The sequence below is a fragment of the Arthrobacter endolithicus genome, from assembly GCF_026627425.1.
Lineage (GTDB): Bacteria > Actinomycetota > Actinomycetes > Actinomycetales > Micrococcaceae > Arthrobacter_M.
The window spans coordinates 99,608-116,510 of record NZ_JAPNLH010000008.1; the positions used below are offsets into that span (position 1 = coordinate 99,608).

The following is a 16,903-nucleotide window of genomic DNA, read 5'->3' on the forward strand; positions in this document are numbered from 1 at the left end:
CTGATCACCGGAGCTGGCCCCGGGCGCTCAAGGCATAGTCCGCCCATGTACCCACCCCTCCCCTCCCGGTGAGTGGGTACATCTGCCCCTTAGGTCACAGGGTTTAGGGGCACAAGTACCCACTCACCGCAGCTCCGCGCCGGTCATCCGCCCGCCACAGATTGAATGATCATTAGTTCCTGCCCGGGCAGCACCGTAGTGTCCGTCCCACGGAGCCGGCGCACGTCGTCGTAGCCGAGATAGATGTTCACGTAGCGACGCAGCGCACCAGTCTCATCCCGCACCCGCCGGTTAAAGAACGGGAATTGGGCACCGATCACGTCCAGCACGGCGGTGACGGTAATCGGCCCTTCCACGGTGAGCAGCAGCTCCTCGTGGCCATCGGTAAACTGGCGCAGCAGACTGGGAACCCGCACCAGCACATCCGCGACGCCGCTCATTGCATATCCGAACTAGACGGTGACGACGGCGGCGCGGACGCAGAGCACATCCGGCAGGTGCGAAGCGACTTCTGTAAACGTGCTGCCCTCATCCGCACTGGCATAGACGCACCCGTCACGCGTTCCGAAGTACACCCCGGCCAGCTCCGCCGTGTCGGTGGCGGCGGCGTCCCGCAGCACAGCGTTGTATTCGTTCTGCGGGAGACCGGAATCCGCGCGGGTCCAGCTCTCGCCGGCGTCGTCCGTCCGGTGCACGGCAAGCTTCCCGTCCGGCGGGATCCGCTCGCCGTCGGCCTTGATCGGGATCACCCATGCCGTGCCCGAACGGCATGGATGGGCCAGCATGACAAACCCGAAATCGGCCGGCAGCCCCCCGGCAATGGAGGACCAGCTGTCGGCGCTGTCGTCGGAGCGGTACACACCGTGGTGGTTTTGCGCGTAAAGCCGCTCCGGCTGTCCGGCATCGCGGGCAATCTTATGCACGCACTGCCCGAATTCCGGTAGCGGGTCGGGCATGAAGTAAGCCGAAATCCCCTGGTTCCGCGCCTGCCAGGAGTCCCCACCGTCGGTACTGCGGTACACACCCCCGGTGCTCATGGCAACATGGATGGTCTGCGCATCCGCCGGGCTAGGCAACACGGTGTGTGCGGCTGCCCCGCCGTAGCCCGCACCCCACTGGGTGCGGTGCGGGTGGTCCCACAGCCCCCGGTTGAGCTCGAAGTGTTCACCGCCATCAGTGGATTTCCACACCGAAATCGGCTCACATCCAGCCCACACCACACCCGGTTGGCTGGCGGCATCGGGCTGCAGCTGCCAGATCCGCTCCAGCGCCGCACCAGTATCCGCAGGAAAGGAAATTGCCGCCCGCTCCGGTTCGATCCAGCTGGCACCGAAGTCATCCGAATGCAGCACCGTGGTGCCCCAGTGCTCGGAGCGGGTACCCACCAGGATGCGGGTACGGTCCCCGCGGGTATCTATGCCGATGCTGGGAATCTCCTGCATCAGAAAATGCGGACCGGTGAGGTCCCAGTGCGTGCGGTCCGTGCTGGTGCCCAGCCACAGGCCCTTCTTGGTTCCGATAGCTAATAGCACACTCGCAGCGTTGGCCATTGCACTATTCGACCACCACACGGAGGCAAGCGCAACGTTTTTTTCAGCGTGCGTTCGGCAGCGGCTCGAGATCATTGGCGTGGTCCAGTTCCGGATGTCCGGGACCACGGAGCTCATCGACCCGGACCAGGACTACGCCACCGACGATCAGCGCGCCGCCCAGCAGTTGGATGGCACGGGGAAGCTCGCCCAGCAGCAGCCAGGCCCAGATCACGGCAAAAAGCACCTCGAACAACGCCAGAAAAGACGAGACCTTCGTTCCCAATCCACGGACAGCGATGATTCCGGCAACATAGGCGAAGACCGTCGTCACCAGCACCAGGCCCAGAATCGGGATCAGCCAGTTGACCGCATGGCCGGCAAAAACGGCATCCTTTGCAGAAAATGTCAGCGGCATGACGCCGACGGCGCCCAGCCCGAAGATGAGCACCGCACCCACGGCCATACCGCCGCCAGCCATGAGCACCGGTGGAACGTTGTCGTCCGCCCGGGCGGACATGATGAAGAATGTAGCGGAACAGACCGCGGCAGCCAGCCCCCAGAGAACGCCCTCGGCATCAAGCTTCTGTGAACCCGCAAGATCCAGAACCAGAACCAGGCCGCCCATCGCGCACAGTCCGCCGGTCACCGTCAGGAACCGCGGCGCGGCCCGGGTCCGCAACCAGACCCAGCCCACCAGTAGCACCGGCGAGAGGTACTCCAACAGCAGGGCGACGCCCACCGAAAGATGCGAGACGGCGTTAAAATAAAACAGCTGGCACAGGGCAATGGGAACAATGCCATACAGGGCCACCCTTCCCAGTGACCGGCGGACCAGGCTCCAGCGCCTGATTAGGGTCACGATCACCGGTATCAACAAGACGACGGCGGCCCCGCCGATGCGGACGGCAACCGCAGCTCCTGGAGACCACCCGCTCTCAAACAACGATTTGGCGAAAGACCCGGAGAGCGCAAAGGCTGCGGCTGAGATCAGGGCGGCGGGCAGCGCCGCGGAGCCAGAATGCCGGGTTGTGCTTGCAGTCATCAGGGGTTTCTCCCAGTTGAGTACTGAACAGCGCCGAGAAGACAGGTGTTGTCAGGTGTAAAGCAGTGTAGGCTCATGACATTACGGCCCGCCATAGACAGGAGTCAAGGTGATCTTTAGTCATGACACGGAGATCGCCCTGGGGTCCACGGCTGCGCTCATCAACACGGCGCCCGTCCACGTCCCCCGCAGCAACGAGGCAGCCGTTTCCCTCTCCGAGGGGGCTGCGGATGCATTGATGACAATTCATGATCTGGATGTTTTTGTTGGCCAGCAGCAGTTCTCCGGTTCGCGGACACACAGCGTCGCCGAGCTACGGTCCGTGCGTCAGCTCAGGGCTCAACTCCGGAAGATCTGGACGGCGCCGGAAGACGAGGCAGTCCGGCTGACCAACCTGCTGCTCGCCAACGCCCGGGCCTTGCCGCAATTGGTCAAACACGACCAGTGGGATTGGCATCTGCATGCCACAACACCGCAGGCACCCTTGGCCCTGCGGATGGGCACAGAAGCAGCCATGGCACTGGTGGATGTCATCCGTGGCAAGGAATTGGACCGGCTACGGTGTTGTGCGGCTAGTGACTGCAACGCCGCAGTCCTGGACCTGTCCAGGAACCGTTCCCGCCGGTTTTGTGATACCGGCAACTGCGCGAACCGCACGCATGTGGCCGCGTACCGCCGTCGTATGTCCGGCAAAAGTTAGCCAGAGCGGCGGGCAGCCAGGTCCTTAACCCTGCTCTGCCCGCCGGTGGGAACCCGATCGAACCGGCTATTTATTGGTCCCCGCGGAGACAGAACCCTGTAGCTGCCGTTGGAAGATGACGTAGACGATGAGTACCGGAACAACGGTGATGACGACGGCGGCAAACAATGCACCGAAGTTGACCGCGTAGCCGGCCTGCGACGCGAAGGCCGCCATGCCTTGGGAAAGGACGTAGTGCCCCACATTGGTGTTGAGCGCCACCGGGATCAGGAACTGATTCCACAGTCCGAGGAAGTTGAAAATCAACACCGACGCCAATCCGGGCTTCGCCATGGGCAGCATGACCTGGAAGAAAGTCCGCCATTCCCCTGCTCCGTCAATGGCCGCCGCTTCGCCGATCTCATCGGGCAGGGTCTTGAAGAAGGAAAAGAGGAAAAAAACGGTGAATGGCAGCGCAAACGCCACGTAGACGATAATCAGGCCAGGGAGCGTGTTGAGCAGGCCGATGTTTTTCAGGATGAAAAACAGCGGAACGATGGCCAGGAAGATCGGGAACGTCAGGCCCGCGAGCATGAGGTAATAAATGCCGCGGCTTCCCGGGAACTTGAAGCGCGCCAGCACGTACGCGCACATCGCTCCCAGCACCATCACAATGACCAGCGCGAAGCCAACCACGATGATGGTGTTCACAAAGTAGCTGCCGATCCCTGCTGTGGTCCAGGCCGAAACATAATTATCAAAATTCCAGTGCTCGGGCAGCGAAAACGGCGAAGCGAAGATTTCCCTTGTCGTCTTGAAGGACGTCATCAGGGTCCACAGCAGCGGCAGAATCACGATCAGGGACCAGATCAGGAGCATGGTGTGTGAAACGGCCGCGACGGTCTTGTCGCCCTTGGTCTCCTTCGCCTTCCTCGGCGGCGCTGCAGAACTCCCAGTGTGGACGGTCTCCTTGGTTGAGATCATCGTCTTTCATCCTTTCCGCCGGTCAACCGGTTGACCAGGAACACCAGCCCGGAGAACGCCAAGGTCACGGCCGCCAGGACCACGCCCATTGCGCTGGAGTAGCCGAATTGGTTTTTGGTGAAGGCTGTGGAGAACAGCTGCTGGGACATCACCAGCGTGGAGTTGTTGGGGCCCCCGCCGGAGTTCATGACCTGCATGTAGACAAAGGCGTCCAGAGCCAGGATCCCCATGTAGACGTAAGCCGTCTGGATGTTGTCACGAATCAGCGGAATCGTAATGCTGACCATGGTGCGCACGCGGCCGGCGCCATCAATCCTCGCCGCCTCGAACAGCTCTGCGGGGATACCCTTGATGGCGGCTACAAAAAGCACCATATAAAAACCGATAAAGCCCCATACGATTACAAACATGGTCGCGATCATGGCGGTGCGTTCATCGCCCAGCCACGGGAAGGACTTGAATCCGTCAAACCCCATCCCGGTCAGGATTCCATTGACCAAACCGTTGCTCGGGTCGTAGATCTGCGTCCACATGATGCCGATGATGATGGCCGGGATCACGTAGGGGAAAAATGAGACGACGCGGTAGAAGCTGGAGTTCTTCAGACCCTTGATCTGTCCTCGGCTGCTGCCGCCGACCGTCACCAGCGTGGCCAGGATCAGACTGAGGATGATGGTCACTATGGGCAACACAATCACCAAAATGATGTTGTTGCCCAGCGCCTTCATAAACGTGGCGTTGTGAAAAAGCTTCACGTAATTTTCCACGCCGATAAAGTTCATGTTCGCACTGAATCCGGACCAGTCGGTCATGGAGTAGTACGCGGCCTGAACGAAGGGCGAGATGACGAAAATAGCGTAAACGGCCAGCGGCAGACCAAGAAAAACCACCATAAAGCTGACCTTGTCAAAGGTCAGCTTTTTCCGGCGGGACCGGAGAGCGGCAGTTTTGCCGCTCTCCGGACGCACCTGGGAACTGAGATCAATCACGTCACTTCACTTCAATCTTCGTCACTGAACTGTCGTTGCGCACGTCGTCGGTGATCTTCTGCAGGCCGGAAGTAAGCGCCGCCGCGTCAGATTTGCCGTCCAGGAAGGTGTTCCACAGCACCAGCTGGTCCTTGTTCATTCCATACAGGTCAACGAAACCCCAGGTGAAGATGTTCGACCCCGCGGCGTCGAGCAGCTTGGTCTGGGAGACCAAGGCCGTGGATCCGAACCCGTCGGCCGGGACAGTGCCCTTGACGATGCTCGGAGCCAGCTTCGTCTTGGCGAAGTTGGTGGCCGCATCCTTGGACAGCATGGTGCGCAGCAGTTCCTTGCCGCCAGCAACGTTCTTGCCCTTGGACGGAACGATGTAGGGCTCGCCCGCAGCGCTGTGCATGGCCTCGTACGGCATTTTTGACGCCGAAGTGACCGTGAATTCCGGCGCACCCGTCATCTTGAAGCCGGGCTTGGTCTGGTCCTTCATCTCGTTTTCAATCCAGGATCCGGAAGGGTAAAGCAGTGCCGCCTCGTCATTGCTCCACTGTGCCTGCGCCGCGGTGAACTTGGTGCCCGAGCCGCCGGGCTTGAAGTAACCTGCCTTGACTGCCTTTTCCATGGCGCTGAAAACGCTTTGGATGGCCGGATGGGACCAGCACTTATCCTTGAGGTTGTCCACGGCCAGGCGGACCTCGTCGCCGCCTTCCTTGATGGCGGACCCCAGGGCCAGGGTCTGGTAATAGGTGGCCGCTTCCTTGCCCCAGACAAAGAGGTACTTGTCCTTGGCCTTGGCCTTGGCGCCTAGGGCAAGCGCCTCGTCCCAGGTCTTCGGGACCGTCCAGCCGTTGTCCTGGAACAGCGAGGCCGAATACCATAGGGCGTATATTGTCAGCGCGTAGTTCACCGCAGCCAGCTTGCCGCCGAAGGTTCCCGGCGCCTCTACCCCCGCATACAGGGTGTCCTTGATGACCGTACCCTCGAGGTTCTTGGCGTCAAGAACAGACGTCAGATCCTCCAGTTGGTCCAGGATCGCACTGAACCCCATGGCGCCTTCGCCCGAGTTGTCAATCAGGTCCGGCGGGTTACCTCCGACGAAACGCGACTGCAGTTCCTGCGCGATGGCCGTTGAGGGCGCGATTTTGGCGGTCGTCCCCGCATGGTTCTTCTCGAGCAGCTTTCCGGCAAACTCGACGTAGTCGATGCCGTAGCCGCCCTTGAAGATAACGGCGTCAATGGTGGAGTTGTCCGCCATACCAAACGGGTTGGTATCAGACACCGGGCCCGCGGCGGTGGAGGCGGCGGGCGCGCCGCCTCCACCGCCGGCGCAGGAGGCGAGCGAGCCGGCGACTGGAACCAGGACCGCTGCGGCCAGGACGCCACGTAGGAATCCGCGCCGTTGCAGAGTTTTCTTCTGGATATTCATCGTTTTAATGCCTTCCATTATTAGTACGGGACGAGTTGATGCGGTTGCAGCTTTGTTCGTCCGCAGCCGCGGACGGCTCCGGTGGGTTGACGACTTAGGCGTCACGTCTGAATCGGTCTTTGTAGAGGTCCTCGAGGCTCTTGTTGTGTTCATCTCCGCCCGGGACATTCGCTGAAATATAAATGGGGGGTGTTTTCCCCGAAGATGCGAGACGACGCGCGGTTCCGATGGTCAGCAGCTGCGCAATGAAGGCTGCAGTGATTGACGAAACGGCGCCCACACCCCCGGCCCCGAAAAGTTCGAGTGTGGTATCGCCGTAGGGAGCCTTGTTATCGATAACGACATCGGCAACATCGCTCAGCCGGAAACCACTTGGATGTCGAGGTTCGACGGCATTCGTGTGCTGAATACTCGTCACCGCTATCAACTTATGCCCGCGGCTTTTGGCCAGCAGCGCCAGCCCCACCACCGACCCATTCACCCCGGAATTCGAGGCAATTATGAACACGTCCGCTTCGCCGACCGGGGAAATATCATAGAGCTCTTCGACGACGGCAGGATCGCGTTCCAGCGAGGAGCCGGCTAAAGCGCCGACCGCACGGGTCCCGCGGAGCACTACATCGCGCAGCGCAATCTTGTTCGTTGGAATCAGGCCTCCGGCCCGGCCCGCGAACTCCATCGCGAAGGCCTCCGAATGTCCGGTCCCGAAGGTCTGCACCACCCCGCCGGCGTCCAGTGCGGTAACTATCAAATCCACTGCACCGTCCAAGGACCCCGTCCGGGCCTCCGCAGCCAGCGCCTCCAATCTGCTCGTCACTTCGTACAGATAGCTGTCCACGGCTTCAGACATGGGTCCGTCCCTGTCCTTGCGAGGTGCCGGCATACAGGTGATCGTTCCTGTCCGTCTTGGGCCCGGCCCGGTTGGACCGCCGGTGCGGGGAGACCGCCAGTGCGGAGGACGCCAGCTTGGTGGTGGTCCTCGTGAAGTTCAGCTGAGCTACCAGCAGGTACAGCAGGTCAAGGACCAACAATTGGACGTGCTTGGCGGAGAGATCATCCGGCTGGAGAAACTGCTCGTGCACGACGGTAATAATCTGCAGATCCGCAGCCTCTGCAAGCGGAGAACCTGGATTATTGCTCAACGCTACGGTCAGCGCACCCGCCTGCCGGGCCTGCTGCAGCATCGAGATGGTCTCCTCGGTGCGCCCTGTATTCGAAATACCAATGGCAAGGCAGGTGCTGTCCTGAATTGCCGCACTTGTCAGCCCGGCGTGCACCTCCGACCAGTGATGGGCGTTGATGCCGATCCGATACAGCCTGGACTGCATTTCCTTGGCCATCACGGCGCTGCCGCCAATGCCGTAGATATCCACATGCGTGCTCAGCACTATGCGGCGTGCAATCTGGTTCATCAGCGCCATATCCATCACTGTTGCCGTTTCACGCAGCGAGCGGGTGTGGGCATTAACCAAGGTGCTCAGCACGTCCTCCGGGGCATCGTCCGGGCCGAACGCCCGGCCGATGTCCACCTTCCACGATTCTCTGGCGTCGCTGCGGCCCGCGTCCCCGGCAATAGCGACCCGAAAGGGCACGTAACCCCTGTAGCCCAAGAGCCGGCAAAAACGTGTCACCGTGGCCGCGGACGTTCCCGTGTGCTCCGCCAGCTCCATGATGGAAAGCTGGATGGGCGCCTGCGGATGCTCCAACAGATATGCGGCGATTTTCCCCATGGCTGCCGACATCTCGGGTAGTTTGGCCTGAATGCGGTTCACGATCCCCACAGCAGTGCCAGCCGTGGGCTGGGGAGTGAACGTTGACATAGTGAAAATCCGTTTCTTGATTGGAGCCGTTCCTTGAAAACTATTCTCAGGATGACTGTGTGTCAAGTCACAATCGCGACACGAAAAAGGTAGCGATGCAGCAGATTGTCGCTTTTGATGCCGGCGGCACCTCCACCCGGGCCGTCATCCTGGACCGCACCGGTGCCTGTTTCGGCTATGGGAAAGCGGGCGGCGGAAACCCCGTCTCCAGTGGAATTCCAGCGGTGCGGGCGTCACTGAGGACCGCGCTCCAACGCGCGGCTCAACCGCTAGGTCCGGGCGCAGCGGGCTACTCGTCCGCGGTCATCGCGATGGCCGGCGCGTCCGTGCGGACGTCCGCGGAAATGTTCCGTGACGGCCTCAAAGAGCTGGGTCTGCAGGGTGCCCTAGTGATGGAATCTGATCTTTTAGCCACGTTTTTTTCCGGCACCTATCACACCCGGGGTTATGCTCTGGTAGCCGGAACAGGGGCAATAGCGGCCCGGATCAGTGCCGGACGGCTCGATGCCGTAGCAGACGGCATGGGGTGGCTGCTCGGCGACTCCGGGTCAGGCTTCTGGATCGGCCATCAAGTTGTCCGCGCCGTCTCGGCCGCCCTGGATGGCCGCGGGCCGCAGACGTCGCTCTGTGCCGCATTGTTGGCGGTGCTCGGCATTGACCCAGGAATACCTGCGTTTTTTCAGGGCCGTACTGCCGCCGCACAACAGCTGGTCGATGCCATCTACGCCCTTGTCCCCGTCGAGCTTTCACGGTTCGCACCGCTTGCTTTTGATGCCGTGGCTGATTGCGCTGACGCCGTCGCGCAGGACATTCTCGCCCGCGCAGCCGGCGCCCTCTCCGCCACCCTGGGCGCTGTTGCAGCACCTGCCGTAAAGGGGCCCCTCATCTTTGGCGGAAGCATCCTGGGCCGGCATTCGACTCTCGGTACTAGCGTGGAAGCTGCTGCTGGCGGCAACGCAATCAGGGTCCTCGACGGCGTCGCAGGCGCTGCCGTCTTGGCCTTAAGACATGCCGGCTCCATCGTCGACGCTGCCATGTTTGTCCGCATCCACGAAACGCTCGCCGGCCTACGGAACCCTTGAGCAGGCTGACAAGCGATGTCTACGGTGTCCGGGGACCGCCGTCGTTCCCGCGCTTGTCGTCGCGAAGCTTCTGGTTGTGTTGATTCTGCGCCAAACGCTCGGCGGACGTACGGTTCACGCCGGAGCCCTTTCCCAGGTGCTCGGCGTTCTCCTTGAAACTCATGGACAACATTGCAGCGACAACAAGACAAACGATGAAGGCCACGCCAAACGCAATGGCCCCCAAATCCCAGCGCGGCGTATGGGCCGTCCCGCCGCTGGAGACGATGAGCGTGACGACGCCCGCGATCAGTCCCAGGAGCGCGGAGAAGCCCAGCGGTGCCTTCACCGAGATCCGCGGTTCCCCCGGTATTCCTGGTGTTTTCTCCGCCACGTCAAGTCCTCCTGTTATACCGGCACCGCCGGAATGGTAGCTATTTGAGCGCATGAGGTGCTGGACAGGCAATGCGACTCACCTGATTCCACGCTCGAAGTTCTACGCAGAGTAGAACACCTACATCTCTAGTTTACGGCCTGCGCCGGCTTCGCTGCGTCGAAGCGGATAGTCAGCGCCGCCAGTAGGAGCAGGGCCCCGGTGATGATGGCCCCGCCCCCCAGGACGCCGAGAAGTGCATGCGGCCCCAGCGCAGTGAAGAACGGCAGGACGACTGCCGTACCGACGCCGACGACGCCGGTGGTCAGCCAGTCCCGCGCCAGCAGGTGCCGACGGCGGTTCCTCATCCCCAGGTACGCCTCACCGAGTCCAAGCAGGAACAGCGCCATTGAAGCGGTGAAAACCATGAATTCCACGCTGGCATTGACGAGGAAGCTGAGCCCGAAGGCAGCCAGTAATCCAGCGGGGAGCGCCAGCGCAATTAAGGTCTTATTTGTTTTGGGGAACCGCAGCTGGCGCAGCAGCATCACCTGCGCCGCGGCAGTTGCAAGGAAATACAGCCCCACGGCCACGCCGGTTTCTGCCACGCTTGGTTTCGCCCAGAAAACTGTGACCGCGCCGAAAACCAGGCACACCAGGGCGCGCACCAGCACCGGCTTCCACAGAGACAATGGCTGCGCCGGCGCGCCAGCGCCGGGCCGGACAATGGGTGCGGAATGTTCAGTCACCGTGCCAGTTTACCGGCCACGGCCGTCCACCCGGATCGGATTGATCTTACCGCCCCGCAGTACCGCTGCGGGGGCCTGCCGTGGACGGGACCAGGACCAGGTCGACGAGCACAAGGTGGAAGGAGTGCGGGTCTGGAAAATTCCGGGACGGCGGGAAGGTTCCGGCGACAGCTAACGTGCACCGGCGCGCACCCAGCGGGTGCTCCGCGCCCGCAGCCCGAGCGTCGCCGCGCGGGCTGCCATGTAGCCCAGCGCGAAAGCCGCCCACAGCCAGCCCAGAGCAGCCGGCCCGGCTCCTGCCGCGGCTGACACCCAAAACAGCAGTGGCAGGTAAACCAGCAGATTCGCCACGCCGGCCAGCGCCAGGTAGCGGGCATCCCCGGCGCCGATCAGCACTCCGTCCAGCACAAACACGAGCCCGGCCAGCGGCTGCCCAAGCGCAAGGACCAGGAGAGCCGCCGCAAGAGCCGCATGAACCTGGCGGTCGGGGGTGAACAGCCAGCCGGCCCACGGACCCAATGCCAGCAGGAGCAGCCCTGTTCCCACACCGAACACCATCCCCCAGCGCACCATAGTGCCGGTCAGCGCCTTGACTCGGAGCACATTTTCCGCCCCGAGCTCCTTGCCCACCAAAGCCTGCGCCGCGATCGCCAGCGCGTCCAGCGCAAATGCCAAAAACGTGAAGATCGTCATGGCCAGCTGGTGCGCCGCCAGATTTACCGCCCCCTGTGCCGTGGCCACCAGTACGGTGGCCAGGATGGCAATCCGCAGGCTCAGCGTGCGCAGCATCAGCCAGCTTCCCACCCGCGATACCGCACGGATCCCGGCCCAATCGGGAGCCAGCCCTACCCCGTGACGCCGGGCAGCCCGGGCCACGATAACGAGGTAGACAGCCGCCATTGCCCACTGCGCAATGCTGGTCCCCAGCGCCGAGCCGGCCACGGAGAGACCGAGCCCGAACACCAGCAGCACGTTCAAGGCAATGTTGACCATAAAGCCCACGCCCGCCACCAGCAACGGTGTCCTAGTGTCCTGCAGGCCGCGCAGCACGCCCGTCGCGGCCAAGACCAACAGCATGGCGGGCAGCCCCGGCATGGAAAAACGCAGATACTCGACGCCGAACCGGAGGACAGGGCCGCTGGCTCCGAACGATCCCAGCGCCGGTACGGCAAGCGTAGACCCGGCAACGGCAAGACCGATGCCCAGCAACACCGCCAGCCAGAGTCCATCCCGACCCACCGCAAGCGCGTCAGCGAGCCGTCCGGCGCCGAGCAATCGGGCAACGGCCGGGGTCGTCGAGTACGCCAGGAAAACCAACAACCCGACGACCGTCTGCAGCACGGTGGCCGCAAGTCCGACGCCGGCCAGCTGGTCCACCCCAAGGTGTCCGACAATCGCCGAATCGGCCAGTAAAAACAACGGTTCCGCAATCAGGGCACCAAACGCCGGGACGGCCAGCTGCAGAATTTGGCGGCTGATGGTCATTTGGGGCATCGGACAATGCTAGCGGTCAGAGTGCGGAATCCTGCACCTCGAGAACGGCGATGTTCGCCCGGACCTCGCGCAGCACGAGCTGCCTGTCCTGACCCTAGAAGGAACCAGTGCCCGCAGAGTCAACGGCCATGTTGGAGAACCGGGAATAATGGCCCTGGAATCCAACGACAATTGTCTTGGTCGGACCGTTACGGTGTTTTGCCACGATGACATCCGCTTCCCCGGCCCGGGGGGATTCCTTGTCATAGATGTCTTCGCGGTGCAGCAGGATCACCATATCAGCATCCTGCTCAATCGAGCCGGACTCGCGGAGATCGGAAATCATCGGCTTCTTGTCGGTCCGTTGCTCCGAACCACGGTTCAGCTGCGAGAGTGCGATGACAGGTACCTGAAGCTCCTTGGCGAGGAGCTTGAGCGCGCGGGAAAATTCGGAGACCTCCTGCTGACGGGATTCAACCTTTTTGCCTGAGGACATCAGCTGCAGGTAATCCAAAATCACCAGCTTCAACCCGTGCTGTTGCTTCAGACGGCGGCATTTCGCACGGATTTCCATCAGGGACATGTTCGGGCTGTCATCAATGAAGAGCGGTGCATCGTTCATCCTGCCCATTGTGGTGGCGATCTTTGACCACTGATCGTCCTTGATGGTTCCTTTGCGCAGGTCCTGCAGACTGATCGTGGCCTCGGCCGAGAGCAGGCGCATCGCGAGCTCGTTGCGGCCCATTTCCAATGAGAAGACTACGGTCGGCAAATTGTGCTTTATCGCAGCCGAACGCGCCCAGTCCAAGGCGAAGGTGGATTTTCCTACCGCTGGCCTGGCCGCGATGACTATCATCTGCCCGGGATGCAGTCCATTGGTGAGTTCGTCGAGTTCGTAGAACCCGGTGGGCACTCCGGTCATGCCTTCACCGCGGTGCCCGGACGCCTCAATTTCATCCACGGTGGATTCCATCACGTCCTTGAGGGCCACGTAGTCTTCCGCTGTCCGGCGCTCGGCGACGGCATACACCTCGGCCTGCGCGGCATTGACGATGTCTTCGACTTCGCCGTCGTTGGCATAACCAAGCTGGACGATCTTAGTTCCGGCCGTAACCAGGCGCCGCAGTACCGCCCGCTCGCCGACAATTTCCGCGTAAAATCCTGCATTCGCAGCGGTGGGGACGGACTGGATGAGCTGATGAAGGTAGGCCGGCCCGCCAATACGGCCAATTTCCCCGCGTTTGGTCAGCTCATCGGCGACGGTGACGGCGTCCGCCGGTTCGCCGCGCCCGTAGAGGTCAAGAATGGCCTCGTAAATGCTTTCATGGGAGGGACGGTAGAAATCATTGCCGCGCAGTACCTCGACCACGTCTGCGATGGCGTCTTTGGACAGCATCATGCCACCCAAAACGCTCTGTTCGGCCACGAGGTCCTGTGGTGGCGTCCGGGCGAAGTCCGGTTCGCGCAGGGTTCCCACCGAGTCCGTATTCGTTGCTGACATCGGTCAAGCCCCTTTCGTGCCGCGCCGGTCTGTGGACCGTCAACCGGCACGCTGCCGACCTATACCGCGGATACCTCTTCCTACCATTGGGAACCGACACGCTGACGTACGTGGACTGGATCCTCAGCCACGGTAGACCCTGTAGGCACGGGCGCCAACCTCAGTGCACACCTACCCTGTGGATAACTTGTGCATAGGGCGGCGTGTCTTGTGCACAGGCTGGGGAGAACCCTGTGGATATCAAAAATTCTTTGTCACAAATGTGCCCCTGACCTGCAGAAACGCTCCCCACAACCTGTGGAGGAAAAGAAGTTTTCAATGAACCTTCATCCACAGCTTGCATGTTGACAACGCTATGATCGGTCGTTAAGGGGCGGAGCTCAACGTGCATAGTATGCCTGCAGCGAAACGTTTCCGGGCCCAGGCGGAAGATCGCCCTCATGCGTCCATGCCGGTTCAGGCATATAGCGGATGGGCAGGTCCTCTCCGACGCCAGCGCGGGGGCAGCACACCTGGACGACCGATTCAGCTATCCTGCCCCGTCCCTGCCGAACGTGGCATATGCTCAGGGCATGGACTGGTTCTTCGTAGTGCTCATCGCCGTCGTCGGAATTGTCTTTTTATTTTGGGCCGCCCGCGCCGGCCGCACGGGCGGCAGCAGCCTCTCCGATGCGGACCGTTATCAGCTGGAGCTGGCCCGCAAGGCCCAGGCGCAGCTGCAGGCCGCTGCCCGCTTGGCAGCCGCGGGCCGTCCAAGCCATCCATCGCAGCGTACTGGGTATTCTCAGTCCAACGCCTACCGGACGTCTCCGGCCCAGGGGCAAAACGAAACGCACGGACAGAACGCAGCCCGGGGGCAAAATGAGTCGCACGGACAGAACCTCACCGGCCGTAACGGCGGCCAAAACGGCGGCCGCTTTGCCGGCCAGGACCAACCCATGTCGATGGACCCGCAACTTATTGCGCAACTGCAGAGCCTCATCCGCAACGGCAGCAAGATGCAGGCAATAGCACTGCTGCGCTCCAAAACGGGCGTTGGTCTGATGGACGCCAAGAACTACGTGGACCGGCTGGGGTAACGCCGATGGAAGGCTAAGTGCCCGTTACCGTCGAGGTGGGGGGATTTATCGCGGCGATCGGCAATGAGGCCCGCCGCCGGGATTCCTTGGCGCTGACGGGGCTGATGACGGGCGTGACGGGGGTCCCGGCCGCGATGTGGGGAGCGGGGCAACATCGGATTCGGCAGTTACCACTACCGCGACGAAAGCGGAGGGGAAGGGGACCAGCCTGCTGTCGGATTTTCGCCGCAGGGGGCAGGCCTCTGCCTGTACGGGCTCATCAACTCTCCGGTCGCCAAAGAGCGTCTGGACATACTCGGCAAACACACGGCGGGCGCCGGCTGTCTTTACATCAACGAACTCGCTGATCTAGACATGTTTGTCCTTGAAGCCCTGATCCGCGAGGGATTCGCCGCCATGAATGCCGGCCCGTCGGGACCGCAGGCCTAAACCGAAAACCGCCACCGGAGGAGGCTGCCGGGGTGGATACAGCCGCCGTCGGGCCTACTGGGACGGCACTGCCGGACATTCGGCGCCCGCCGCCGATGCGGCCGGGCAGCATCAGGAGGCCGGACGCCTCCGCGACCCCCGGAGTATCCTGCAGCAGCACCAAGGCGATATGGCGGACGGTCAGCTGCACACGCTAAAGCGGGAGCAAAAGCTCAAGACCAGCGACGCGTTTAGAAGCTATGCCACCCTCGGCCGTGCCGGTACCGATCCGGAGTGCGTGGAACCGGCAAGGGATGGGAAAGGGCCCCTACCCGGCAGGTAGCGGCCCTCGCCAACAAGCCGGCGGAGTCCCCAAGTTCGTTGGGGTTCCTTTCAGCTATCCGTCAATTAGCTGGAAACGACGTCCAGGTTGATGACAGCGGCAACATCCTCGTGCAGACGGACGTTCGCGGTATAGGTGCCAACACTCTTAATGTGTGCCGGCAATTCCACCTTGCGCTTGTCGATGGCGCCGAGCCCGGCGGCCTCGACAGCCTTGGCAACATCCTCGGCCTTGACGGTACCGAAGAGTCGGCCGGATTCCCCGGCCTTGACCACGAGCTTGACCGGCTTAGCGGACAAAGCAGCGGCCTGTGCCTGAGCAGCTTCAACAGAAGCGTGGGCACGGGCAGCGCGGGCGGCCTTGATCGACTGAACCTGCTTCTCGCCACCCTTGCTCCAGGTCAGGGCGAATCCGCGGGGCAGAAGGTAGTTACGGGCGTAACCGTTCTTCACCTCGACAATATCGCCGGCGGCACCGAGTCCGGTGACTTCATGGGTCAAAATGAGTTTAGACATCTGGTAATCCCCTTCGCTTAGCCGCGGCCGGCGCCGGAGTAGGGCAGCAGAGCAACTTCGCGGGCATTCTTGATTGCCTGGGCGAGCTTGCGCTGTTCCTGAACGGTGACGCCCGTGACGCGGCGCGCACGGATCTTTCCCCGGTCGGAGATGAACTTGCGCAGCAATGCTACGTCCTTGTAGTCGATGACTGTAACGTCAGCGGCCTTCAAGGGATTGGACTTTGGTTTGGGCTTACGGAGTTCAGCCTTTGCCATCGTGGAGCTCCTTAGTATTCGTGGAGCCCGTGGATATGGATCCACGGGATGGTTTGCGACGGCAGTTGCCGTCATGAATAGTGTTTAGAAGGGAGGTTCCGAGGAATCCGGGCCAGAACCCCACCCGGCGGAACCACCGGAGGGGGTGCCCCACGGATCCTCTGCCGGAGCGGACTGCCCTGAGCCCTGGCTTCCGCCGCCGCCCCAGGCAGGGCTTCCCCCGCCGGAGTTGCCGCCGAAGTTACCACCCCCGCCGGAGTTGCCGCCGAAGTTCCCGCCGCCACCGCCGGAGCGCTGGGTGCGGTTAACCTTGGCATTGGCATAGCGCAGCGAGGGGCCGATCTCGTCGACCTCAAGCTCCATTACGGTGCGTTTTTCGCCTTCTTTGGTCTCGTAGGTACGCGACTTCAGCCGGCCGGAAACGATCACGCGAGTGCCCTTCGTCAGGGACTCCGCAACGTTCTCGGCAGCCTCACGCCAAACGGATGCGCGCAGGAACAGCGTTTCGCCGTCCTTCCACTCATTCGACTGGCGGTCAAAGGTCCGCGGAGTGGATGCAATGGTGAAGTTCGCTACTGCCGAACCTGACGGCGTGAACCGCAGTTCCGGATCGCTGGTGAGATTCCCAACGACAGTAATAATCGTTTCGCCTGCCATCTGCTCCTGCTTCCTGCTGTGTGT

19 protein-coding genes are annotated in these 16,903 nt (G+C 62.1%); 4 read left to right on the top strand and 15 right to left on the bottom strand.

Going from position 1 to position 16,903, the window contains the following annotated elements:
• Nucleotides 1–143 precede the first annotated feature (143 nt).
• The 3 genes from OS914_RS09110 to OS914_RS09120 are packed head-to-tail and all read right to left on the bottom strand — an operon-like array spanning nt 144 to nt 2,574.
• A complete protein-coding gene (locus tag OS914_RS09110; protein WP_267545743.1) occupies nt 144–440 on the bottom strand; it encodes a MoaD/ThiS family protein in 297 nt (98 codons plus the stop codon).
• A gap of 12 nt (nt 441–452) precedes the next feature.
• Nucleotides 453–1,550, bottom strand: coding sequence for a WD40/YVTN/BNR-like repeat-containing protein (locus OS914_RS09115; RefSeq protein ID WP_267545744.1), 1,098 nt, complete (start codon nt 1,548–1,550; stop codon nt 453–455).
• A 43-nt stretch (nt 1,551–1,593) separates the two neighbouring features.
• On the bottom strand, nt 1,594–2,574 hold the full coding sequence (locus tag OS914_RS09120; RefSeq protein WP_267545745.1) for an EamA family transporter: 981 nt from the start codon (nt 2,572–2,574) through the stop codon (nt 1,594–1,596).
• A gap of 109 nt (nt 2,575–2,683) precedes the next feature.
• On the opposite strand from OS914_RS09120, the gene OS914_RS09125 reads away from it, so the two are divergent.
• On the top strand, nt 2,684–3,274 hold the full coding sequence (locus OS914_RS09125) for a CGNR zinc finger domain-containing protein (RefSeq protein WP_267545746.1): 591 nt from the start codon (nt 2,684–2,686) through the stop codon (nt 3,272–3,274).
• Between the two features lie 66 nt (nt 3,275–3,340).
• Here OS914_RS09125 and OS914_RS09130 read toward each other — a convergent pair whose 3' ends face one another.
• The 5 genes from OS914_RS09130 to OS914_RS09150 all read right to left on the bottom strand — a co-directional run bounded on the left by OS914_RS09130 (nt 3,341) and on the right by OS914_RS09150 (nt 8,463).
• Nucleotides 3,341–4,132: a carbohydrate ABC transporter permease gene (locus tag OS914_RS09130; RefSeq protein WP_267545813.1), complete on the bottom strand. Its 792-nt coding sequence runs from the start codon at nt 4,130–4,132 to the stop codon at nt 3,341–3,343.
• 101 nt (nt 4,133–4,233) lie between these two features.
• Nucleotides 4,234–5,130, bottom strand: a complete 897-nt coding sequence (locus tag OS914_RS09135) for a carbohydrate ABC transporter permease (RefSeq protein WP_420713916.1) — start codon at nt 5,128–5,130, stop codon at nt 4,234–4,236.
• A 97-nt stretch (nt 5,131–5,227) separates the two neighbouring features.
• On the bottom strand, nt 5,228–6,643 hold the full coding sequence (gene ngcE / locus OS914_RS09140) for an N-acetylglucosamine/diacetylchitobiose ABC transporter substrate-binding protein (protein ID WP_267545748.1): 1,416 nt from the start codon (nt 6,641–6,643) through the stop codon (nt 5,228–5,230).
• Nucleotides 6,644–6,737: 94 nt separating this feature from the next.
• Complete coding sequence (locus OS914_RS09145) at nt 6,738–7,493, bottom strand: SIS domain-containing protein (RefSeq protein ID WP_267545749.1); 756 nt, start codon at nt 7,491–7,493, stop codon at nt 6,738–6,740.
• Complete coding sequence (locus OS914_RS09150) at nt 7,486–8,463, bottom strand: MurR/RpiR family transcriptional regulator (RefSeq protein WP_267545750.1); 978 nt, start codon at nt 8,461–8,463, stop codon at nt 7,486–7,488. Before OS914_RS09150 ends, OS914_RS09145 begins: the two co-directional genes overlap by 8 nt.
• 59 nt (nt 8,464–8,522) lie before the next feature.
• Here OS914_RS09150 and OS914_RS09155 point away from each other — a divergent pair, with 59 nt between their 5' ends.
• A complete protein-coding gene (locus tag OS914_RS09155) occupies nt 8,523–9,545 on the top strand; it encodes an N-acetylglucosamine kinase (RefSeq protein WP_267545751.1) in 1,023 nt (340 codons plus the stop codon).
• 19 nt (nt 9,546–9,564) lie between these two features.
• On the opposite strand, the gene OS914_RS09160 is transcribed toward OS914_RS09155, so the two are convergent.
• The 4 genes from OS914_RS09160 to dnaB all read right to left on the bottom strand — a co-directional run bounded on the left by OS914_RS09160 (nt 9,565) and on the right by dnaB (nt 13,620).
• A complete protein-coding gene (locus OS914_RS09160) occupies nt 9,565–9,918 on the bottom strand; it encodes a hypothetical protein (protein ID WP_267545752.1) in 354 nt (117 codons plus the stop codon).
• Between the two features lie 128 nt (nt 9,919–10,046).
• Nucleotides 10,047–10,646 carry a hypothetical protein gene (locus OS914_RS09165; protein ID WP_267545753.1) on the bottom strand — a complete coding sequence of 200 codons (600 nt, stop codon included), beginning with the start codon at nt 10,644–10,646 and terminating at the stop codon, nt 10,047–10,049.
• Nucleotides 10,647–10,817: 171 nt separating this feature from the next.
• Nucleotides 10,818–12,140: an MATE family efflux transporter gene (locus OS914_RS09170; protein WP_267545754.1), complete on the bottom strand. Its 1,323-nt coding sequence runs from the start codon at nt 12,138–12,140 to the stop codon at nt 10,818–10,820.
• A gap of 94 nt (nt 12,141–12,234) precedes the next feature.
• Nucleotides 12,235–13,620, bottom strand: coding sequence for a replicative DNA helicase (dnaB, locus tag OS914_RS09175; protein ID WP_267545755.1), 1,386 nt, complete (start codon nt 13,618–13,620; stop codon nt 12,235–12,237).
• Nucleotides 13,621–14,060: 440 nt separating this feature from the next.
• Between dnaB and OS914_RS09180 the strand changes: the two genes are divergently transcribed.
• On the top strand, nt 14,061–14,699 hold the full coding sequence (locus OS914_RS09180) for a hypothetical protein (RefSeq protein WP_267545756.1): 639 nt from the start codon (nt 14,061–14,063) through the stop codon (nt 14,697–14,699).
• Nucleotides 14,700–15,099: 400 nt separating this feature from the next.
• Nucleotides 15,100–15,450, top strand: a complete 351-nt coding sequence (locus OS914_RS09185) for a hypothetical protein (protein WP_267545757.1) — start codon at nt 15,100–15,102, stop codon at nt 15,448–15,450.
• Between the two features lie 65 nt (nt 15,451–15,515).
• On the opposite strand, the gene rplI is transcribed toward OS914_RS09185, so the two are convergent.
• From rplI to OS914_RS09200, 3 genes are all read right to left on the bottom strand, one after another.
• Nucleotides 15,516–15,965 carry a 50S ribosomal protein L9 gene (rplI, locus tag OS914_RS09190; protein ID WP_267545758.1) on the bottom strand — a complete coding sequence of 150 codons (450 nt, stop codon included), beginning with the start codon at nt 15,963–15,965 and terminating at the stop codon, nt 15,516–15,518.
• A 17-nt stretch (nt 15,966–15,982) separates the two neighbouring features.
• Entirely contained in the window at nt 15,983–16,222 is a 240-nt protein-coding gene (rpsR, locus tag OS914_RS09195) for a 30S ribosomal protein S18 (RefSeq protein ID WP_196397754.1), read from the bottom strand.
• Nucleotides 16,223–16,306: 84 nt separating this feature from the next.
• Complete coding sequence (locus OS914_RS09200; RefSeq protein ID WP_267545759.1) at nt 16,307–16,879, bottom strand: single-stranded DNA-binding protein; 573 nt, start codon at nt 16,877–16,879, stop codon at nt 16,307–16,309.
• Nucleotides 16,880–16,903: the final 24 nt, after the last annotated feature.